Source organism: Cytobacillus sp. FSL R5-0377 (genome assembly GCF_038004385.1).
Taxonomy (GTDB): Bacteria; Bacillota; Bacilli; order Bacillales; family Cytobacillaceae; genus Cytobacillus.
Genome location: NZ_JBBORA010000002.1, coordinates 94270 through 116909, shown reverse-complemented (window position 1 = coordinate 116909; position 22640 = coordinate 94270). Strand labels below are relative to the sequence as shown.

General features: G+C 35.0%; 23 protein-coding genes. 9 read left to right on the top strand and 14 right to left on the bottom strand.

All coding sequences use genetic code 11. The features are described from left to right. Positions 1–16: 16 nt before the first annotated feature. From NSQ49_RS25490 to NSQ49_RS25480, 3 genes are all read right to left on the bottom strand, one after another. Positions 17–388: a pilin gene (locus NSQ49_RS25490; protein ID WP_159870514.1), complete on the bottom strand. Its 372-nt coding sequence runs from the start codon at positions 386–388 to the stop codon at positions 17–19. A gap of 219 nt (positions 389–607) precedes the next feature. Beyond that, positions 608–1207: a hypothetical protein gene (locus NSQ49_RS25485; RefSeq protein ID WP_009336127.1), complete on the bottom strand. Its 600-nt coding sequence runs from the start codon at positions 1205–1207 to the stop codon at positions 608–610. Next, positions 1204–1629, bottom strand: coding sequence for a hypothetical protein (locus NSQ49_RS25480; protein WP_019380475.1), 426 nt, complete (start codon positions 1627–1629; stop codon positions 1204–1206). The genes NSQ49_RS25485 and NSQ49_RS25480 overlap by 4 nt, the downstream gene beginning before the upstream one ends. Before the next feature lie 408 nt (positions 1630–2037). On the opposite strand from NSQ49_RS25480, the gene NSQ49_RS25475 reads away from it, so the two are divergent. Continuing rightward, on the top strand, positions 2038–2316 hold the full coding sequence (locus NSQ49_RS25475) for an HU family DNA-binding protein (RefSeq protein ID WP_159870511.1): 279 nt from the start codon (positions 2038–2040) through the stop codon (positions 2314–2316). Positions 2317–2358: 42 nt separating this feature from the next. Here NSQ49_RS25475 and NSQ49_RS25470 read toward each other — a convergent pair whose 3' ends face one another. From NSQ49_RS25470 to NSQ49_RS25420, 11 genes are all read right to left on the bottom strand, one after another. Beyond that, entirely contained in the window at positions 2359–2721 is a 363-nt protein-coding gene (locus NSQ49_RS25470) for a hypothetical protein (RefSeq protein ID WP_159870508.1), read from the bottom strand. A gap of 2 nt (positions 2722–2723) precedes the next feature. Next, positions 2724–3119 (bottom strand): YolD-like family protein, encoded by a 396-nt coding sequence (locus tag NSQ49_RS25465; RefSeq protein ID WP_236566337.1) that lies wholly within the window; start codon positions 3117–3119, stop codon positions 2724–2726. Positions 3120–3158: 39 nt separating this feature from the next. Next, positions 3159–3494 carry a YolD-like family protein gene (locus NSQ49_RS25460; protein ID WP_159870505.1) on the bottom strand — a complete coding sequence of 112 codons (336 nt, stop codon included), beginning with the start codon at positions 3492–3494 and terminating at the stop codon, positions 3159–3161. A 361-nt stretch (positions 3495–3855) separates the two neighbouring features. Continuing rightward, entirely contained in the window at positions 3856–4608 is a 753-nt protein-coding gene (locus NSQ49_RS25455) for a hypothetical protein (RefSeq protein WP_159870502.1), read from the bottom strand. 705 nt (positions 4609–5313) lie between these two features. Continuing rightward, positions 5314–5718 carry a DUF6262 family protein gene (locus NSQ49_RS25450; protein WP_236566336.1) on the bottom strand — a complete coding sequence of 135 codons (405 nt, stop codon included), beginning with the start codon at positions 5716–5718 and terminating at the stop codon, positions 5314–5316. After that, positions 5711–7717, bottom strand: a complete 2007-nt coding sequence (locus tag NSQ49_RS25445) for a tyrosine-type recombinase/integrase (protein ID WP_159870499.1) — start codon at positions 7715–7717, stop codon at positions 5711–5713. The genes NSQ49_RS25450 and NSQ49_RS25445 overlap by 8 nt, the downstream gene beginning before the upstream one ends. Then, positions 7707–8801 carry a tyrosine-type recombinase/integrase gene (locus NSQ49_RS25440; protein ID WP_159870496.1) on the bottom strand — a complete coding sequence of 365 codons (1095 nt, stop codon included), beginning with the start codon at positions 8799–8801 and terminating at the stop codon, positions 7707–7709. Before NSQ49_RS25440 ends, NSQ49_RS25445 begins: the two co-directional genes overlap by 11 nt. A 589-nt stretch (positions 8802–9390) precedes the next feature. Continuing rightward, positions 9391–10650: a DUF3854 domain-containing protein gene (locus NSQ49_RS25435; protein ID WP_159870493.1), complete on the bottom strand. Its 1260-nt coding sequence runs from the start codon at positions 10648–10650 to the stop codon at positions 9391–9393. 36 nt (positions 10651–10686) lie between these two features. Next, entirely contained in the window at positions 10687–10980 is a 294-nt protein-coding gene (locus NSQ49_RS25430; protein WP_159870490.1) for a DUF4258 domain-containing protein, read from the bottom strand. Between the two features lie 182 nt (positions 10981–11162). Further along, positions 11163–12644 (bottom strand): hypothetical protein, encoded by a 1482-nt coding sequence (locus tag NSQ49_RS25425; RefSeq protein WP_159870487.1) that lies wholly within the window; start codon positions 12642–12644, stop codon positions 11163–11165. Continuing rightward, a complete protein-coding gene (locus NSQ49_RS25420) occupies positions 12616–12861 on the bottom strand; it encodes a helix-turn-helix domain-containing protein (RefSeq protein ID WP_009336117.1) in 246 nt (81 codons plus the stop codon). Before NSQ49_RS25420 ends, NSQ49_RS25425 begins: the two co-directional genes overlap by 29 nt. 451 nt (positions 12862–13312) lie before the next feature. On the opposite strand from NSQ49_RS25420, the gene NSQ49_RS25415 reads away from it, so the two are divergent. The 8 genes from NSQ49_RS25415 to ltrA (NSQ49_RS25380) all read left to right on the top strand — a co-directional run bounded on the left by NSQ49_RS25415 (position 13313) and on the right by ltrA (NSQ49_RS25380) (position 22550). Next, a complete protein-coding gene (locus NSQ49_RS25415) occupies positions 13313–13654 on the top strand; it encodes a Rad52/Rad22 family DNA repair protein (RefSeq protein WP_236566335.1) in 342 nt (113 codons plus the stop codon). Positions 13655–14404: 750 nt separating this feature from the next. After that, positions 14405–16306 (top strand): group II intron reverse transcriptase/maturase, encoded by a 1902-nt coding sequence (gene ltrA, locus NSQ49_RS25410; RefSeq protein WP_159870484.1) that lies wholly within the window; start codon positions 14405–14407, stop codon positions 16304–16306. 113 nt (positions 16307–16419) lie between these two features. Continuing rightward, complete coding sequence (locus NSQ49_RS25405; RefSeq protein ID WP_201306615.1) at positions 16420–17106, top strand: hypothetical protein; 687 nt, start codon at positions 16420–16422, stop codon at positions 17104–17106. Between the two features lie 84 nt (positions 17107–17190). Then, a complete protein-coding gene (gene dnaN / locus NSQ49_RS25400) occupies positions 17191–18315 on the top strand; it encodes a DNA polymerase III subunit beta (protein WP_159870481.1) in 1125 nt (374 codons plus the stop codon). 44 nt (positions 18316–18359) lie between these two features. Continuing rightward, positions 18360–18704 (top strand): hypothetical protein, encoded by a 345-nt coding sequence (locus tag NSQ49_RS25395; RefSeq protein WP_159870478.1) that lies wholly within the window; start codon positions 18360–18362, stop codon positions 18702–18704. Between the two features lie 12 nt (positions 18705–18716). Next, a complete protein-coding gene (locus NSQ49_RS25390; protein WP_159870475.1) occupies positions 18717–19259 on the top strand; it encodes a hypothetical protein in 543 nt (180 codons plus the stop codon). After that, entirely contained in the window at positions 19234–19941 is a 708-nt protein-coding gene (locus NSQ49_RS25385; RefSeq protein ID WP_159870472.1) for a hypothetical protein, read from the top strand. Before NSQ49_RS25390 ends, NSQ49_RS25385 begins: the two co-directional genes overlap by 26 nt. Positions 19942–20738: 797 nt before the next feature. After that, positions 20739–22550 (top strand): group II intron reverse transcriptase/maturase, encoded by a 1812-nt coding sequence (gene ltrA / locus NSQ49_RS25380; protein ID WP_251168858.1) that lies wholly within the window; start codon positions 20739–20741, stop codon positions 22548–22550. Positions 22551–22640 lie beyond the last annotated feature (90 nt).

Sequence of the window (22640 nt, the reverse complement as noted above, 5' to 3'; positions counted from 1 at the left end):
CTATTTGAATTTCTAATTAGGATCCGAATCCTGCAAACCAACCAGCAATAGTCGTTGCTTTAACAATAATGAAAATTCCAAGTCCAGCCATTAAGATTCCAATAAAGCCCTGCGTTCGGGCCTGTGGATTTCCGCCCTGAGCAGCTGAGAGTCTCATACCCGCGAATAATAGGCATCCAATAACCCAGAATCCACCTACAGCTGTAATAAAGTAAACAATATTAGCAAGATCGGTGTAAATTTTACTGTTTTGCAAATTTCCCTGAGGGGTAATACCGGATTTTTTCCAAGCTGCTGCGGCTTCCTCTGGAGAGAAAAGAAGTAAAGAAAAGGCAAATACTGCAGTTAACGCTACAAATGGAAATAATTTTTTCATAGACTTTTTCATGGTTCCACCTCCTTCGAGGAACAAAAAAAGCCCCGAAGAAGCTAAGAGCTGCAGATACAAAAAGTATCTGCTCTTAGTTCTTCGGGGCTTTCCCGTTGGTTTAATTTATATATCATCATAATAATGTAAATATTGGATATGGTCAAGCCTTTATTCCTGTTTTTTGAAGGGCCTATTGCTCCGTGAAATCCTAAATTATGGTACCAACTTTAATAAGGATTATAAGTTTCTATAACGAGCAACAATATTTTCTATTACGTTGGTTAAATTTCCAGTTCTATATTTCTGTATAAAGTCGCTATAAAGAATTCTTAGCACCTGGTTAACTGTAAATGATTTGTTTTCCCCTAATTCTGCTATATCACTTAAAATTACTTCCAGTCGTAAGGCTTCTTTTCTTCTGATGGTACATTCAAATATACGCTCTTTTCCTTTAGATGTATTACGGTTATATGTTTTATTCCCACCTTCATAGCTATTCACCTTTAACGAGTGTTCACTCCTTATATCTAATTCATGATAAAGATCATATGGATTGTTTCGTTGTTTTGCTTGATACAAAAAATCGTCAAGGAGTAAACTTATTAGATCTCTTTGCGTGAATTTACACTCCATGGCTTCAGATACATCATTGCAAAATAGTTCTCCCCTTAAGTATTCAGATGCAGGCACAGAAAAAGAGTATTGAAGTTCTTGAGATTTATATAAGCTTCTACCCAGATTAAAAATTAACTTATCAATCAATCCACTTGGTTGATAAGATAAATCGTCAAGTTCTTCTTCATATATTTCATATTGACCATATCTGGTTTTATTCATAACAATAACCTTCTTTCAATGGTTAGCATGAAACTTATAATCCTGTAGGCAGCCTCTTTTAGACTACAATCCCATTTAACTTTATAATCAAAAAGCTGATCATGGTAATGAACTTCAAGTTTTGCAGGATAAGGTTTCCCTTTTGGATTGTAATAACAGGGAGGAAAATGATGCTCTTCCTTGAGCGCCTTCTTGATTAACAAAGTGCAATAAGGAGTCGGTTCCAGGCCACGCATTTTAGCAAGCCTTTTAATTAATACCCTCTCTTCGTCATTGAATGGTATCTTCACATCTTTCTTTTTATCGCATCTTTCTTTTCTGCCCTCAGCCTTCGTTACAGGCTTTTTCCGAACATTGGGTGTATGAGTTACGGATAGCTTGTTTTTATTTTTGTTATCAAAAATTGGATTGATTGCTTTCAATATACTCCCCCCTCTTCTAAAAGAGCCCCTCTCTCCTCTTTTATCCCAGTGTCAAAATGTTAAATAGTTATATTGTTAATCTATTCATCTAGTGGAGAGTATAGTACGTTTAGAATTTATTAATTTGGACAAACTAAAAATTAACGAACGAAATAAGAGGGCAGGTGGGGAATATATGGCTTCTAAAAAGGATAAAAAAACATTGCTGAAGGAATTAGGGAAGGCAGCAAAAAAATCTAAAGCTGTGACGAAAGTAAAAGTGAAGTGATTTTAGCAGATTTTAAACTCAAGCTGGTAAAGTAGTAAAATATGAAGAGATTATTTTTCTTGAATATAAACAAGCTTATATGCTATTACTTATAGTGCAACATAAATTGATGATTCCAAATTTTTCTAGAGGTGACCAAAATGAATAAAACAGAACTTGTAAATGCAGTGGCTGAACGTAGTGAGCTTTCCAAAAAGGATGCTTCAAAAGCTGTTAATGCAGTATTTGAAGCAGTTACTAATGTATTAAAAGAAGGGAAAAAAGCCCAATTTTTAGGTTTTGGTAACTTTGAGGTTCGTGAAAGAGCCGCTCGTAAAGGGCGTAATCCGCAAACTGGTGAAGAAATTGAAATTGCTGCGAGTAAAGTACCAGCATTTTCTCCAGGTAAAGCACTGAAAGATGCAGTGAAAAACAGTTAAAATAACTGGTTCTAAATGTAGTAAAGCCCTTCTTAAGGGCTTTTAATATTTAAATCGCTTATACAGGTAAAACTCCATTAGTTCCTGGACCCTATTTCGAATTCTTGGATTAAAATAATTATGTTTTTCCTCATAGCCTTTGTAAATAAATAAAAACATCGTGAAAGCCTCATCCCGGGTGATTTCTTCAACCTTCATTTGACCTTTCCTCATTGCATCTTTAGTTATTTTTAGATCATATTGAACGGCCTTTATCGTCTCATCAATAAGTTCCAAGTATGGTTGTTTAAGTTTGAAGGAACCTTTATCAAATAATATTCGATCCCTTTCGAGAATGGTAAGGAGCATCGGGAGATACATAGCTTGCTCTAAAATATCCCGGTCTTTATCTGGAATCCTGGTCATTTTTATATCCTCTCAACAGCCGTAATTTCGTGAATAGATATCCTTAATAACTCACCATTAGATTCTAAGAGTAAATATTTCATTAGCATATCCACTTTATCTACGATTCCGGTTCTAAACATAAAAAACCCGTCTTTCCAAATCGTCACTTTAATTGGGATGGTACACTTTAAGGATTCCATGACAATATAACCTATTTCCTCAAATTCATGTTCATCCAACTGAGGCTTTTTTTGCTTTTTGTCGTCGATTGTTATTCGATTAAGCATGGCCCTATGCTCTGGCATAAAATGAGCTGGCTGCCATTTTATTCTGTTATCAAGACTTTTTTCGATAAATCTTTTTAATTTCAAACATTCATTCATTAAAGATATGTTTATATAGATAATCCTTACCATTTAGTCCAACTCTTACTTTTGCTCAATTTTTTTAGAATATTATTCATAGTAGTTTGATATGCCCATGATATTTTCTAATTTTAAAAAGTGCTTTTCAGCCCGTTGATCAATAATTCTTAACTCATTTTTTAATACATCGAAATAGTGAATATTGCCAATATATTGTCTGATATCCCCTTGAAAATAATAAGCAAATTCCAAGGTATTATTCATTTCCATAGCCTCAGATACGATTTCATTAAACTGTTCATATTTCTGTTCATCAAGAGACGGTTTTGGAATCTTATTATAATTTGCGTTATATTCCCTCAACATCTTTACATGTTCAGGTAACATTAGTGAAACCCACTTTTTAGTACCTCTATCGCGGATCATTTTGTCCCCTCTTTTCTCTACAAATGAATCCTTTGCTAAATTATCGAACATATGTTCTTTTTATTGTATTATAATTTTATCCTTTTTTCAATCTTGCTATTCAATAAGGTTTTGAGTATTAAAAGAAACCCATCTCAGATGATGGGTTTAAATTTTGTTGATTTATTCCTTTATTATATTTTAATCAACATCTTTTTTATTTTTCCCTGAGAAGGCTGGTTTACCTAGAAAGAATACAGATGAACAAGCCGCTATTATACAAATTGTCGAGACTCCAGAGGGATAATATATAACAGCTAAAATAGTGGCTATAAGGAATATTAACCCATGCACAACTAGTTTTTGTTTACTGATGCTATTATTACGCATTACTCATCATGCAATGCATTACATGCCCACCTAAACATCCGGCACAAACTGCAGCACCCCAAATATTACCTCCAAATACAACGCTGAAACAAGCAGAAGAGCAAACTGTCCTTAACCAACTTGGGATTTTACTCCAAGAATTCTTAATACACTTTGCAACATCGTTCCAATAGCCATTCACTTGATTATCAGGGTATTCGATCTTTTCTAAATATTCACCATCCTCACTAAATAAGAATCCAGCAACAGCAACGTTATCAAGGGTTTTATATTCGACACTTGGCCGTTCATCATTTTCTTGTGGGTCAATTTCCATCAAAATTGGGTTTAGAATCTCCCCATCTTCCACTGAATAACCAGCCATTAGAAATACTAAATTACCACCTTGTTCAAGTTTGGTAGAAGGTACAACTAATGAAGAGTCACCATTTTCGTATTTTGTTAGTGTAACTTCATTCCAATTAAACTCATTGGTATTATAATAAGTTACTCCTAAAGATTCCCACTGATTATACTGAGATTTAAAATTATTGATTACTGTTGTATCCTCTACTTTAATGGATTCTTTCACTAATGAATTTTCACTATTATCGTTTTCACATCCACATTCTTGACCTGTTTCTTCATTGAGTACTTCTTGAGGAGGTTGGGGAGGAATTTCCCTAGTTTGGGCATTTGTAGAAAAAGGTAATAATATACTTACTGTTAAAACAAAGACACTTAATAATTGAATTATCTTTTTCATATTTCTCTCCTTTTTTGTTGTTTTTTTCTTTCTTGCTCTTTATTGGAGTAAAAAAATTGTTCTCACATTCCCCCTTTGTAAATAAATAATACATATTTTAATTTTCGAGATATGCTATATAAAACCTTCCCAAAAATGGATAAACGAGGAAAACGGTAATTATTCCCTATGATCTCAAAGAATTAAAAGTGGTTTAAATCTCGAATCAAGGCTTTAGGTTGAGGATAATTTTCCTGCACTAATAAATAATGAGGAAAAAATTTTTATAGGGCAGCTCATAGAGGTTAAGGAACACTTTAAAGACCCATCATATAAGAAAGAATAGGTCTACAATTTGAATGTAATCAGTTTATCAGAGGTTATTTCGCGGCTCTAAAAAAAAGGTAATAATGATTTTAACATTTGCTCTATTTATAGATTGAAGACGTAAGAAAAACATAAATAATCCTCATATATCAACGAATCCAAACGCTAAGCCAGGAGATAGTTCGAACTGTATGGTGGAGGATTTTAACAACAACGGGGGTAGATTTTGTTCAATAATGCCTTGCAATAATCTTCAACAAAAATAGAAGCTAAGGTGTTATACCGTTATAGAATTTAATTGAATAAAAGGGCGATACAAATTAGTCATGTTTAAAATGTATCGCACTTTATTTTTCATGACTTTTTAATCAGATATTTTGAGTTGGAATGATACCCTTACTATATCTTGTCATAAATATTCCCTAGCTCAACTTTACGTGTTTCTTTTAGTTGTTTGTTTTCTAGTTCCAATTCCCGATTTTTTCGGTTTAACTCACTTATTTTACTCTTTAATGCCTCAATAATGACATCTTTCGATGTTTCCGATACACTTTTCTTATAATGGTTTAGAGACTGAATTCCTTCCTGTTCTTTTCGAAATGATTCAATTTTATTGCGATACTCTAATTCTTTATAAAGAAATGCTTTTGATACTTTGGCCACTTTTGAAACTGAATTAAAGTTAATTCTCATGTTCTCTTTATACATTTTTTTTAAGGCTTCATCCACACGTTCCTTCGTAATTATTTTCTTCTGTAACGCATATGTTTTTAATCCTTGAGTATTTGGATTTATATTAGCCATGTGGTCCTCCTTTATTACATTCTGAGCCTATATATTCTCTTCTCTCTTTTGATAGTCCTAAGATTTCAGTGCCCTCAGATATTAAGTCACGGATCTCCTTGTATTTACTTATTTTTGGCTCTATTAATTCGATAGAGCGATGACGTCCACTTTTTTTATATAATTCAATATCCGATTCCATTTTTATGATCTGACTATTGTAATAATCTAAAAACGTTTGATCTACATGAAAGCTTCGACAATTATTCTTTATACAAGGTGGTTCTAATGTTTGTTCTAAAAAATCACAATTAAGTTTCGGGCTTTTTATACAAAAACCATGGTCTAGTCTTACGGAATCCATATTATGACGTATCCATTCTAACTCAAGACCATTTTCTTCAACTTGTTCACTTAAATCTGCATGTATAACCTCTCCATAAGGATTTAAACGAACTGCATTTTCGACTTTTTCCCATTCCTTACGGAGGGTATTATCTAGTATTCTAGCGTATGTTAAAGTCATCTCAGGGCTTGTATGTGCCATTAATTTTTGTACGTGGAGAATATTCATTCCATTATTTATTAAGGTTACGCCATAACGGTGCCGAAAAGCATGGTTTTTAAAATGATAAATAGAGCCATCCTTGTCTAATACTTTCATCTTCAGTGCCAACCGATTAAGGGCATTGCTCACCATTTTCTGTGATACAGCTTTACCTTTATTTCTACCGGATAGCACAGGAAACAAGAACCTATTAGGATTATCGTCTCCTTGAGAACGCGAAAGTACATACTCTTGTTGCATTTTTATAATAGTTACGATTTCCTTAGATATAGGAACAGTATGCTTTTCATGCCTAACTTTGCGCTGATCACCTATTAACCACCAGCCATCACTTTTGCGTATTAGACAATCATAATTTAATTGACATACATCTGAGACACGGAAGCCACTAGCCTCTAAAATAATAATTAATCTTGCTATTTCCGGTTCAAGAAGGTGTAAATATTGTTGTACTTGTTCCCAAATTTCATCTGGTACATGTTTAATATGATCACTATAACGAATAAATTTTCTTTTAGGTATATCTTCCTTAAAAATCAATAGTTTGACCGGTATTGCGGGTGCTTCTTTCCATTCGTATCTCTGCATGTATTCAATTAATCTTCTAACATTAGAAATACATTCTAAAATGTGTCTATTACTTGGTTTGCGATTTTTTGTGTAACTCCTGCCGCCCATCTCAATATTTCTGACATACAAGAGAAACCGTTCGATATCTATTCGGGACAAATTGCGTAAATCTCTCCAAGTCGGATGTTCTTCAACAATAAAGTCAAAAAATAAATACATTTTTTTCATAATATTTGTTGCTGTTGAGTAGGTAATTAACTGCTGAACAAGAAGGGTTTGATACATATACCTCTTGACCAGTTCACGAAATACAGAAGGTATATTCCCGAAATTTATATTCTTATCTCTTCTGGACATATTGAATTCAATGCCTAGCCTTTCAACATTCCAACAATCTTTTTTATATTCTGGTCGATCATCATAAAAATCTGTCCAAAATTTATAAAACTCATTATAAACACTTATATATCTCGAAATACTATTTCTGTTACTTCCTTTTAAAGGTTTGTTGTTCTCAATTAGAAATTGTTTATATTTTTGAAAGGATTCTTGATACGGCATTTCTGTTATCGACTGGATATTTTTACGGTATGAGGAGATGAACTTCCAAATCCAAAGTAAATAATTGTATGTACCATAGCTGTAAGAGGAAAGTAGCCAATACTCATGAGACAAACCATAAAACGAATAATATTTTATTTGGTGCCTAATGTTTGAATTTTGAATTACCGTAAAATCAAATTTTGCTTTACCCACACGGCGTCCAAGTTTATTCGGATATGGGAAATCTTTCACTTCCCATATGTCAGCCGCCCAATAGTCCGTTAATTTAGGATCTATGTTCTTATTAGAATTTAGTAATGTTACTAAATTAGTTGTCATATAAGCCTCCTGTTTGTTTCTTCATTGCAATTTCCCAATGTTTTCGAATAGTCTCATCAGAAGGATGAACATACATTTGCATAGTTGTCTGAACATGAGCATGTCCTAAAAACTTTTGAATTGATGAAGCATCCATTCCATGCTTATGTAAGTTAGTTGCACATGTATGACGAAGCATATGTGCTGAAAAATCAATACCAGTCTTTTTCCCTATTCTTCTTATTAAGGATTGAATTGTCCAATATTGTATTGGTTTTCCTTTATTTTTCCCTGATAAGTTAAAAAACACAAAATTTGTATCTACCTCATCCGCATGATAATCAATAATATAATCTTGAAAAATATTCATCGTCTCTGTAGAAACATAAACTTTACGGTTTTCTCCAGCTACCGTTTTAGATTTTCTAACAAGAATACTGTGATCATTAATATTAAAATCTTCTATCCATAAATTTATTACTTCGCTTGCTCTTAACCCCCCTTCATACATTATTCTAATAATTAGTTGGTCCCTAATATTCTTACACGCTTTTTGAATCTGTGTTGACTGTTCCTCAGTAACAGTTTTAATTTTTCTTCTAGGTTCTTTAACTTTTAATACGTTCATTGTTTGTAACTGCTTATCTGAAATGTGATTAAGGAAAGATTTATAAGAGCGTTTACTTACCTTTATTTCTTTCATTACTTTAGTTTTAAGGTCTTTCTCGAAGCCATCTAATCTCATTAAATAATCATAGAAATTGATAACACAGTTAACAATTATATTTATAGATTGCTCACTTCTTTTTGCTTTTTCTCCATAAAGGTATTTAACTTTCCCTTTTTGTTGCGGCATCCTCAACCAACCTATGAAATTTGCTAATAAATTTAGATCAACTTCTTTAAAGCTCTTATCGTGGCTAAGTAGGAACTCCCAGTAAAGCTTTAAATGATAACAATAGGATTTGAGTGTATTAGGAGCCTTTCCTAGACTATCAAGGTACTTTATATATTTCATTATTGGAATGACTGGCTCAATTTGATTAGTTAACACTATCCACCTTTTCTCCCCTGAAGGTATAACAACCTCTCTTACTACAACCATCTTGTTCCTCCGTTTGATTAATCATTAATTACTATAAGATCTACATAGAATTAAATATTGATAATGAATTTACAACGTAAAAAAAGAAGGGGAAGTATATCGTTAAAAACGATTTATCCTCCCCTATATTATAGTATTGTTTAAATTTTTCCTCTGTCACGGATCATCTATTCTCATCTCCTTATATCAATAATTATACAAACATTTGTTCTTAAATCAACTTGAAAACGAACATTAGTTCCCTTATTTTTATGTAAAAAGGAGCTGATAATACATGAAATGCTTGTTTAATTTCTCAAGGGAAAATAAAATACCGATTGATCTAATTTATATGAATGATGCAGGGAAACTCACATATAGGGCAGTGGTTGTAAGGAGTTATACTAGCGAAGTTGTTCTTACATTGGATGTTGGGAAGCAGCAACTTAGGACTTTTAAATGTTCAAATATCTTATCAGCTGCCAAACAACGAAAGGGATGGAAAGTTGCCAATAACATTTAATTTTGTTTGTTCAGTTTTTGATGTAAAAAGGAAAAATCCCTTGAGAACTCAACTCAAAGGACTTTTTTATAGCTTAAATAATATTTTTTAAAATAATTTTTTTATATGTGGTAAGCGGTTTTTGATAAATAAGTCATCAATCCCCTTAGCTTCATCTTCATTCCATAAAACAAGGTTTGCTCTATAGCCTTCTTCTTTTAGACCTTTCGCACATTCCATCAAGTGTTTCTTTACATATACATTGGAAACGGCATCAGCATCAAAGCAAATATTTACTTGTTCCACACCCATTTCCTTTAATACAGGAAGGGCTAGACGCCATGCTCCTGCTCCCGGAAGTGCTAAGAAGATATCACCTATATCATCAATTTCTAATGGATCATATAGTTTCCCAATACAATCTGATGCTATGTCGCATTTTAAAGGACCTTCAGATAACCATACAGTTCTTGCTTTTAGACTAACCCCTTCTTTCCATTCCTTTAACTTAGAAGTAGGTACTGCAACATGAATGGGGGCTGGATTACCTGAACCTGTTCCTTCTGGTTTCTTTGCTGAACTAAGCCAGAAATAACGGTTTCCTTTTACTACTCGAACCCATCCTTTAACTTCATTTTCATGTACAATGGTTGTCCATGTTTTGTTAGATTTAATCTCTTCCTCTAAGATGATTTCACCATCAAAAGAGACCTGCACAAGATCTGGTTGCTCTATAATCCGGGCTTTAAGACCAGGGCGATTAACTTTTACTTCAACCACATTTTGAGGATTATCTATTCGGTACTGGAAACCGACAATTTCATTATAGTGATTTCGAAAAGGTATCAAAATGCCCTTGCTGCCGGCAATAGTCCAGTACTTTTCTTCTTGTAGATAAAAACCAGGGATTCCTTTAAAATGTTTAATTTCCAAACCTTCTTTCAACAATCTCGCTACCTCCCAAGGCTTATCTGGAAAGCTGCGGTATTGCCTTAGCATAACTTGCTTATCAGCTAGCTGTCTTGAAGGAGAAGTTAAGTGTTTGTAATGTACATCATCAAGTTCTAAGCATTCTATTAATGCACTATAAACAGTATTAAGGACTTTATCTTTTTGCTTGGGATGTCCTACATGAATTTCTTCGATTTCCTCTTTGTTAATCTTTCGCTTATTATCCCCTTTAAGTAGGTGAAGGTAGCTAGGTAAAGCCGAATTTTTTGAAAAATAAGTGTCACTTTCAGTTCGGATACAAGCTACCGCTGAACCATCAACGTGAGCCATACAACCACCTGTCTTACCACAAATTACACATGGGGTTCGATAGTATTCATACCAATCTTTGACTCTAGTTTGCCTCATTAATTTCATAATTCGTAACAACCTTTCTTATAGTTCTTAAGCTCTTTACACACAATCCTTAAATCGGAAATGATCAATTGGCGGCATGACTGTTACAAGCTTAAAAATAAAATGCGAATGTTTAGCGATGACCACAACAATCGGGTTATCATCCATATCTCTCCCGGCTATTACAACCTTAGATGCCCCTTGTCTTTCAACGATTTCTCCATTAAATAAAGCTGAAACAATGTCTCCTTTAGAGTACCCTCGCTTTTTAAGTCTTTTCTTAGTGTGTGTCCCTATTAAAATTTTTCCTTTTCCAGTCATTAAGACTTTTTTAATTTCCTTTAAATTCATTTTTTTCCACCTCCATTGAATAAAAAAAGCGGCCAATGGAAAGAAGAGAGAGCATCAAAAAGAAAGCTCTTGCTTCGATCCAAAGACCGCTAAATTGATAAATTACCGCTTATCTCATAAAAGATAGCCAAGAAATAATAAAAGAAAATAGATTACTATCAGTTTAGCACCTACATGAAGAATCAATCAACAGCATCTAATAACTTTCTTTTTATTTTCATCCAGAAGGTTGGTCGGTATATTTTATCAAATTCTTTCCCCACAAACCCTCTAGCTATTTTAATAAATGGCGGTATGAGCTTTTGAGCTGCAATTATGTCAGCAATCAATGGTTTTCTCTCATGGTTATTTGCCATTACCCTGTCAAACATGGAAGGTAAAGATGTGATGAGCTCCAAGTCTAATAATTCTGCTACGTCCTTTGGCCGGCTATGAGTACCAGTGCGGCTATGAATCAATTTAACTGGCTTTTTATACTCCTTAATGAGTGTATTGTGTATGAAATTTTTCCATTCTTTAGTTCGGTCAAACTGGTCATCAGCAATTACCCAAATTTCGTCGAGGTATGGAAGTGTATTTAAAGTGGAATCATCCATCTTTCCGGTAGGCAAATCCACTAATACATAAGCATTTTCTTTAACTGAAATAAAAAAATCTAAAATTAGATCCTGGTTTCGATCAATATCAAAATCATTTAAGCCTACCGGGAACCATTTGACGCCTTTATAAATCCATAAAGAGTTATTATTGCCATTGTCATTGGAGTAAAGGTTTTCCGTTAGTGAAATCCAATTGTCTGGCTTTGAACCAAACCGGTGTAACATCTTAAACAAGTGAGGATTCTCTTTTGGGATCTCCACAACTGATATAGGAACACCATGTTGCTGAAGGAATATGGCATAATCCACAATGAAGGTTGTGGCCCCTGCTGTTAAAGGTGCCCAAATACCCACAGTCTTTTCTGTACTGAGATTTACACCATTTAATTTTCTACCGAAATCATGAGCCTTTGTAGGTGAAGAAATGTATATTTTCTTCCTCTTTTTTTGTGAAGCTGATGAGTTGTCATGTTCTTGATTAGGTGCTGCCTTTTTAGATTCCGGACTTGGCGTTTTACTTAGGGATTTACTATTGATCTTTTCTGAGTTTTTTTCTAGATCGTTTTCTTTTGGAGGAATTTTAGAGTTTGTATTATCCTTTTCCTTCGAGAATTCTGGAGGTGATTTGTCTATGGCTTTTTCCTGATTATCACTCTTCTTAACGTCATTTTCAGCTGTTTCATTAGCAATTTCTTTCTTTATCGGCTTATCATTGGATGGTTCCATTACTGTTCTATCTATTCCTAAGTGGCCAATAGGTGAATCATAGATGGCCATTCTTGTATCATTTGTACTTCTGCATAGAACTATGTTTTTATTTGTAACGTTTATACTTTTATCATAGTCGATTACAATGAGTTGACCCTCTAATTTAATGGATTCTAAAATATGTTGATCCAGAAAGTCACTTAGAGTGATACATGCTAAAAATGGGTTGCTTATTGCCTCTAAAACTTCCTCCTTGGAAGATAGCTTATGTACATCTACAAAGGGAAGCAATCCTTTAATTGTACTTCTGATTTCTCCATCTTCTTTATCAGAAACTGCTAAATATATCTTTTTCATGAATCTCTTTCTCCCGCTTCAGATAATCGTTAATCCGAACTCTAAGTTGGGGAGAGAATGGTACCTCGCCCCTTTCAATTTGTCCAAGATAACTTGTACTAATTCCCATCCCCTTTGCAAACTGATATTGGGATAAGGCCATTCGTTTTCGGAGAATTAACAATCGTTCTACGTCATCTTCTATTTCAATTTCATTAAATGTATCAACTGTTAGCATTTACTTAACTGTTCTCCCCTCTTTATAGATTCAAATAAAAAAGACCGCTAAACACACCTTTAACAAAAGGCTGTTTGAGCGGTCATCGCTTTAAGTAAATTAAATTATAGAAATATTATAGCACATCGGGATACATTTTAAAGGTTAAAAACACCACATTAGCACAATACTGGAAGTTTATTATTGTTAATTAAATGATAAAATTGTATAATTTTTTCAGGAACTTTTTTTATTTTTTTATTTTTTGGCAGCCATAATTTGGTTAGCGGATACTCTATTAAACTTACAACCTTTGGGTTGATGGAATTCAAATAGGCATTTTGTGCTTATTTGTAACTATCAAACTCAGAGGTTTTTTTGCGTTAATGGAGCGAAAAATAAGTGGTGGAAAAGTTCTAAAAAACTTTAAGGGGCTGTTGTTGTGAAGAAAGATTGTAGCATGGAGGAAGTTATGCAAAATCTGCAAGCGCCTTTTCCTTCAAAGGATATTGAATGGCGTGTCAGTCGAAGTGGTCAAAGCAATGGTAAAAAATATGCCTTTGTCTTAGCTTATGTCACAAATCGAGCAATTCAAAATCGATTAGATGAAGTATTCGGACCAGCTGGTTGGCAAAATGATTTTTCTGATTTTATGCAAGGAGTCCTTTGTACAATCTCATGTTATGTAGATGGCGAATGGATAAAAAAATCAGATGGAGCAGAGCAAACTCAGTTTGAATCATTGAAAGGTGGCCTTTCAAGTGCAATGAAAAGAGCTGCAGTTCAGTGGGGCATTGGAAGGTATTTGGTGTGAACTGTTCTCGCACAAAAAGTTGTGGAAACACACTATATAAAAGCGAGGGAACAACAATGTTCCAACTGCATGTTTGACTAACAAGACTTGGAAGTGAGTCTTGCAAGAATATCGTAAATTCTTGAAAAGGTCTAATCCTACGGATAGCAATAATAGATAACCCTATTATTGTTATAAGCCCGTTGAAGTCGGTGAAAATCGAGCCTAAATTCCTGTGGGAACATGGTAAGAGAAGTAATCGGGATGCCATAAAATATCTATGGATAGAATGAATCACAGATTCTGACGAATCACCGAATGTACATGTCGATACTATCCGTTCCATAGAAATATGGAGGAGGTAAACCCCTACCTTTTCAGTTGTGGAAATGATAATCAAATATATCAAATCTACGGATAGGGACTATCCCCTATTCATCTAATGAACCACATTACGATTAATTCATTAGTAACTGACGGCATAAAGGTGAATCCTAAGGTTATATGCAAGGCTAGAACATGCGGAACAGTTGAAGTTGGTGAGAACGCAATACGGTGGTTAATTACCGGTTCGTGGATATAAGGTATTGAAACAATACTGAAATTCCTTTACACCAATGGCAGCAGGGTCATAGTACTGATGAGGGTTATGTAATGTAACCGAAGGGAAGGGCCCGAGTCTACAATCAAGCAAAAGCGGAATTATTCTAGGAATGTGTAACAGTAACCGACTAAACCTTAGAGCAAAATCTCATTAAGAGGTGATGCAATATGGTGCGAAAACTAGAATACACTCTTGAATCAGAATCAGAATTAAGATGCACATTAGACAAGCTGCACTCAAGAACAAGAGAGCAACTGGAAAACAATATCAAGGTAAAACACACATCTCTCCTTGAAATAATGATGTCAAAACCCAATATTGTCACAGCGATACATTCACTGAAGAGCAATAGGGGCTCTATGACACCAGGAGTCGACGGAAAAACAATACGCGACTACTTAAAACTATCCGAGGAAAAACTCATTGAGTTAATCCACGATAGAATTAAGAATTTCAAGGCACATACCATAAAACGTGTGTTTATTCCAAGGGCTAACGGCGGACAACGACCTCTGGGTATTCCTACATTAGAGGACCGAATAATCCAGCAAATGATGAAACAAGTTCTGGAACCTATATTAGAGGCACAATTCTTTAAATATAGTTTCGGGTTTAGACCTGAAAGAACTACTTATCATGCTCTGGAAAGAATCAAAGTCCTTGTTCACCGTACTGGGTACCACTGGATCGTGGAGGGTGACATTCGTCAGTTCTTTGACAAAGTAAACCATAGAATCCTAATAAAGAAATTATGGAATATGGGTATCAGAGATAGACGAATATTATGCTTAATAACTGAATTTCTCAAAGCTGGTATCTTCAAAAATATTGTCAGAAATGACATTGGAACCCCACAAGGAGGCATTTTAAGCCCCCTCCTAGCTAATGTATATCTGCATTACTTTGACAAATGGGTTGCTAAGCAATTTGAAGAGTTCACCACTAAACACAAATATTCAAAACACGACCATAAATTACGAGCTCTAAAATCTTCTAAACTCAAACCAGGCTATCTAATCAGATATGCTGATGACTGGATTTTGGTCACAAATAACAAATCCAACGCGCATAAATGGAAAACTGTTATTAAAAATTTTCTCCAGAAGGAACTTAAACTAGAACTCTCTGAAGAAAAGACGAAAATCACCAACATCAGAACGAGTCCAATTGAATTTCTAGGATTTAAATACAAGGTAGTTCTAAAAGGAATAAAAGGTAAAAGGAAGAAAGATAAAAAGACTAGATACATCAGTCATGTTACCCCTTCCGATAAGAAGATTAAGAGCAAAGTAAAGGAACTCAGAGCTGAACTCACCTCTCTTAATAAAAAGTTAAATCATGACAAACTGAGTAACGCACAGCTAATATTAGCCTACAACTCAAAGGTTAGAGGTCTAGTAAATTATTATTCATATGCAACAGATACTTCCATTATGGATAAAGAAGGTTATAAATTAAGAATAAAAACTTATAACATTCTTGCCAAACGTGGAGGAGTCTTACAATCTACCAATAAATGTGTCAACCTTGCGGTCAAATATCCCGAACGGACACAGAAAACTTTGGCTATCGAAACCGAAGTTGGATTTGTCGGCATAATGCTTCTCAATCTAGCAAAAATGAATGAAAACCTGTTCAAACAAAAAGTTCAAGACGAAACCCCCTATTCTCCTTTCGGTCGAGCATTAATCGAAAAAAGAAAAGGAACTAGGGAAATCGGTATCAGGCATGATGAAATAACAAGCTTATCCCTTCTTGAGAAAATTAGGAAAGAACTTGTTACTTCGCCACGATACAACTTTGAATATTTTATGAACAGAGCATACGCGTTCAACAGAGATAAAGGTAAATGTAGAATTACAGGAGTCCCTCTCGGGAAGCATAACCTGCATGTTCACCACATTGACCCTAATCTTCCACTAGAAGAAGTTAACAAACTGCCAAACTTGGCTTGTGTTCATAAGGAAATCCACAAGGCTATACACACCGCAGTAGATATGAGCAGCATCTTGAATAATAAGGAACTTAAGAAACTGGAACGGTTCAGGAAGAAAATTCGCACAAGCTGATAAGTAGATGGAGCGCCGTATGAGGTGAAAGTCTCACGTACGGTGTGGACCGGGGGAAAAGTCAATCTTAACGGGTAGTGCTGAAGAATTGGCTTACCTATCGGTATTATAGATTGGAAGAGAATTACGTACAAGTTTTTGATAATAAACGTGATGGATCCAACTATATAAACGACAAGAAAACTAATGTTAAGGGTTATTGGATGCCACCAAAGCTTCCAGATTGGGCTTTGCCTGCTGATGAGAAAGGAAATTGTAGAAATGCTTCTCAGGATCCTCAAAATAAGCCTGAAAAGCAATACCAAAGAGAAAATAGCCAATCTAAGCAGAGTAATAAAAATGACTCTGTACAGAAAAACACCGGAAAACAACCTCCTAAAGAAACTAACCAAAAGAATCAAAAGGAAGAATTTAACCGCTCTCGTTGTTTAAAGGTAATTGGTGAGTATTTAGAAACTACGGGTCTGAAAGAACAACCGAAATTTATTATTCCGCTGTTCAAAAAGGTGACCCAAAATTCTGCTTGCAAGTCACTACAAAATATTTTTGATAAAGCAACAGAAGAGGAACTTAGAGCATTTTATGGTGTTTTGAGGCCGGTTAATGACCTGGTTCTTATCACAAATAATTATAAAGTTGCTTTAAGTGATTCATTGAGATATGTACAAATTCTTCTTCCTAATGTGAAGATTGAGAGTTTGTTTAGCTGCTTTATACACCTAACGAAGGATCATGTTAAAGAAGTCGCTACTTTTATTAAAGAGGACCTTCAAAGTGGAAATTTAACTAAAATCGCTTAATTGTGGAGAGGCACTAAAGAAGATTTTTCTATCTTTCTTTTGTGCTTTTTTATTTATAAAAAAACAACTCTTGGGGGAATAACAATGCATATTAAAATTAATCATTCTGTTTTGTCTGATGCTTTAAAAAAGGTAGAGAAGGTAGTAAACGCCAAACACAATATCCCTATATTACAAGGAATCTACATGGAAGCTACAAATGAAGAACTTATTTTTATAGGTTCTGACAGTAATGAATCATTCCGCTTTCACGTACCTGTGGATGGTGAAAACGTTGAGATATGTGAGCCAGGGAAAACGGTATTACCTAAACAAGTGACCGAAACAGTAAAAAGATTCAAGAAGGACATTACTTTAAAGCTTGATGGTTTTACCCTCCTTCTGCAATCAGGCCGGTCTAAGTTTAATTTGAATACGTTTGACCCGGAAGAGTTTCCAAAGTTACCCGACTTTGCTATTGAAGAATCTACCCTGTTCTTAAAGGGCACTGACCTTAGCAATCTAATCAAGAAAACGGGATTTGCTGCGGCTGATTCTGAAATACGCCCTATATTAACCGGTGTATGCCTAGACCTTTCTGGAGATTGTATGCAAATGGTTTGTACCGATTCTCACCGGTTGGGTAAAGTCCAGGTGAGAAACACTTCAGATAGGGATTTAAAGTTTGTTATTCCTGCGAAATCGCTTGATAAGCTGAATAAAACATTTGATTTACAGGAGGATGTCCATATCTATTGTGAATCAGAAAACCAGCTCATCTTTAGAAGTGGTTCCTTGGTGTTCTATTGTCGTTTGTTAGAAGGCACCTACCCTGATACTTCCCGTCTCATTCCGCAAGATTTTAAAGCGGAAATGAAGATTAATCGGAAAGTGTTCCTGGATGAAATTGAAATAATCCGCGGGATTGCTAATAATGCAGACAATGGACAAGGAGGAGTAATTAAACTTCATGTAAACGGAGCAGCAACTATTTCTTCTTATACCGCTCAAACAGGCAAAGGTGAATCGGTTGTAGATTATGAGTCTTTAGAAGGCGAAGATAATTTCACGATTAGCTTTTCGGGAAAATACATTGTTGATGCTTTAAAAGCCATCGATGACGAATTCATAAGTTTCAAGTTCAACGGAGAAATGAGACCTTTCTTGTTAACTCCATGTGAATCTGAGTATGAAGAGCTTCAGCTGGTCTTACCAGTTAGAACACAGTAAGGAGCGGAGAGTTATCTCCCTCCTTTTCTAATGGGGGAATTAATTTGAAGATTGACTTTCATAAAGTAGAAAAACTTTTGGAGCCTTATAAGCAAATTAAAAAGCAAACCTCTGAAAAGAAAGAGGAAGGAGTAGCCAAAGTCATTCAATATGTATGGAATCATACTCCTACCAAAAAGGTGGATTTTGATTCTTTTAATCTAAACGGAGGTCTTAGAGCTTTTTATGAGTTTTATTTCCTCCCCCACTACGATGATGAAATGACACAGGCAGATTTAGTCTCTATTAAAGACAATCTATGGGAGATTAACGCTGCCTGGGATGACTTGATCTATTCATTAACCAAATGTAATAACAAGGTTTATGAGAATGAAGATGATTTCATTTAAGGAGGAATTGGCATGAGAATGTTATTAGATGCAGAAGAAAAATACGCTTACGATGAATCAATAAGCAATTTTCTTACATTAAAGATTTGGCACGATTTAGGGGTTAATGTGAAAGAATTTCCGGATTACATTGTGTATCCAGGTGGTTATGATGGTTCATCTTTCGAGATTCTAGAAGCTGGATTAAAAGCACTTTATCCAACATTCAGACAGCTGGATTATGAAGATGAACACAAACTAGAAACCATTGCTAAAGAATCTAATATTTCTTCTACTCCTGAGCGGCTATATTTATTAAACAATGATAAGGTTCAAAAGCTACTAGATACGGGTGAGATAGATAAGCTAAAAAAGCCATTATCCAAACTTTACGGAGATCTTACTGAATTTGATATGAGTTTCCATAAGGAATATGGATTGGTCTTGGCAATTTATTTTACAAGTGTATTTTTTGAAGCGGCTGAGGCAGTGGCTAGAATTACTAGATTAGTAGAGGATTTTTATATACAAATTGAGGGTGTGACAGATAATGGATTATGTTATCAAGCTATCTGACAAAATTGATGACTATGAAGGTTATGTAGAGGTTCTGCGATTATCTGACCGTTTTGATGGAAAGACAGAAAGCTTGGACAAGATGGTGAAAATAGAAAACCGTCTCATCCAGGATTTATATAAAATGACTCTATCAGATTTAATCCGGATCCTATCGGAATCTAGTGCAGGTGGAGAAAACATTTCAACTCCTATTTTACCGCAAAATTGCATAAAGCATGTATGGGTGAATCGAGCTGCTAAACAGCATGAAGTATACATTGAGATACCGAAAAGGCGGTGGGATATTACCTATCATTCTCAGGCTTTTGAGAAGGTGGGATTCCCAAGGATGATTTTTAAATACTCAGTGTCTGACACTAAAGTAATCCTATCTAACATTGTAGCAGTGCAAGAGCAAGGGATACTAACTGATGAAACCCCTTTATTTCTGTTTCCTTTTTCAAATGTGAACACAGATACAAAGGTATGTATGGGTGGAAATGAACTCCCTCCTATTAAAACTCTATCTCAGTTAAGTACTTTTCATAATATCTTTTTTGCGGCACCGTTCGGGGATGACTATGGGTCAAAGACGTCTAATGGAAAAACAATACGAGAGCTTTTTACCGTACTTAAGGACAACGATTTTAACGATGAATGGCTTGTTCCTTTAAAAGAGTCTATACTTGGAAATTTTTAAAAAAACTAATTGGAGGAAATAAACAATGACAAAGGTAGAACAAACTGATATTTTTAGCAGTGCGACACGTTCCTAACTTAAAAGGTTAGGCACTAACAACAAGTTAGTAGAACTATTATTCTAAGAAGTCAAATGAATGGGTAACGCCATGAAGGGCTTCCTCTAATACTCCGACATGCACAATGTTTGGTAAAGAACAAGGTGTTTGAAGCTCGGTGAAGTCGGCCAAAAGCTACCGTAACAAGTAAAGTTGACGAAAGCTCTCCAGAGGTGGAAGGTGTAGCTGATAGGTCGGGAGTCTATAAAAAACCTATGATTAGAATGTTCAGAATACCTTTATGTTTGGTTAGAACTGACGAATCTTCGAATGTACGGATCTATAAAATAGCTGAATAGAAATGTTCAGAGACTCAATATGAGTTGTGATTATGGATGAGTAAGATTTGCTGATATGAAAGTCCATATTATGTTACAGGCATAATCAAGATCACAGGTCCAAAGAAGAAATCTAAGGGTTTATGCACAGATAGGAATAATGGAACGTGGTAAATCTGCTACGTGGAGGGATTGCCCCCTATGAAACGGTTCAAGGAAAGTACTGGTGATATTAGCCAACTGTATAACTTGATTTAAGCAGATGAAGGTAATGGCACAGTACCAATGAAACGTCTAATTAACGTGGAGGGATAGCCATTAGTCTAGTGAAGATTAATCCAACTAAAAGTGACATTTCTGACGAGTTATAAGGTTCGAGTAAGACTAAGAGAGGTTTATCTCCTCAGAGGAGGAACCAACTTATGACTAAAGGAAAGAAAGCCAAACTCAGACATGTAGAATACTATTCTCTTCAAGCAACCCTTGATGAACTGTATTCACGTAGCCTGAATGGGAACAACTTTTATAACCTTGTAGAACTTATGAGCAAAGAGGAAAACATAAGACTAGCATACAGAAATATTAAGAGAAACAAAGGAAGCAAAACACCTGGAACTGATGGAAGAAATATAACTGACATACAGAACCTAAGTGTCGAAGCAGTAGTTGCTAAGGTCAAATCAATGTTTAATAGATATGAACCACAGTCAGTTAGACGTGTGCTAATACCTAAACAAAACGGAGAAAAAAGACCGCTAGGGATTCCTACCATATGGGATCGGATCTTCCAACAGTGTATTCTGCAAATTCTTGACCCTATTTGTGAAGCTAAATTTCACAAGCACAGCTATGGTTTTAGACCTAATCGTAGTGCCCATGATGCTATAGCTCGTATGAACGACCTGATTAACAAAGGAAAGAAATACTATTGCGTAGACATTGATATCAAGGGATTCTTTGATAATGTGAATCATGGAAAACTTCTAAAACAAATATGGGCATTAGGAATAAAGGACAAAGCATTAATTTCCATAATATCTCGCCTACTTAAAGCTGAAATTGAAGGAGAAGGACAACCAACTAAAGGTACACCCCAAGGTGGTATCCTTAGTCCCCTTCTCTCTAATATTGTGCTTAACGAATTTGATTGGTGGATTAGTAATCAATGGGAAACTTTCAAAACGAAATTCCATTATAAGACTGAAAAAAACAAGTTTGCCCCACTCAAAAAGTCGAGGTTGAAAGAATGCTTTGTAGTCAGATACGCTGATGATTTTAAAATCCTATGTAGTAATTACCAAACCGCTAAGAAAATTTTCTACGCTACCAAAGACTTTCTTAAAACTAGATTAGGTTTAGATATAAGTCCTCAAAAATCTAAAGTTATAAATCTAAAAAAGCAAGGTAGCGAATTTCTAGGTATTAAAATTAAAGCTGTGGCAAAATGTAAGAAACTTGTTGCACAATCGAAAATGACTGAAAAAGCAAAAGGAAATGCCAAAGCCAAGATAAAACTAGAAATTAGAAGAATCCAGAAGAATCCAAACGCTGATACAGTTTGGAACTTCAATTCGGTGGTTATGGGAATTCACAACTACTACTCGGTGGCTTCTAATATTTCGTTAGATTTAGCGGAGATAAACAATTCTCTAAGAATAGCTCTTTATAATCGATTAAGAAAAAACTTTGCGGAAGCTTCAACAGCAGATATGACTAAGACTCTTAAAAAACGATACGGTAGTTATAAACCAAAGCTTTGGAAAATACAAGGTATGGTCTTAATACCCATATATGCTCAGAAAACCAAGCCTGCTATGAACTTCTCACAGAACATATGTAACTATACTGTAATGGGGAGAAAGAAAATTCATGAAGGTCTTAAGAGTATCAATAAAAGAGTACTAGAATTGCTTATGAAATCCTTCATTAGAGATACGAGCATTGAATACAACGATAATCGTATCTCCAAATTTATTGCTCAATATGGAAAATGTTCAATATCCAAAAGAATTCTCGGGATTGAAGAGATACACTGTCATCACATAACCCCAAAGGAATATGGTGGAGATGACAGTTATCAAAATCTCACCATTATCCATAAGGATTTGCATAAACTTGTCCATATGAAGGATGAGGGAAAAATCATTCCCCTTCTTAAAAGTTTCAATCTTAATAATGAGCAAATCTCAAAACTTAACAAGTTAAGAGAAAAAGCTCACAGAAAAGTGATATAGGGATGGATTGATTGGATTAGATGGGACGCCGTATGCGGTGAAAATCGCACGTACGGTGTTAACCGGGGGAAAAGCTGGAGATAACCTCAA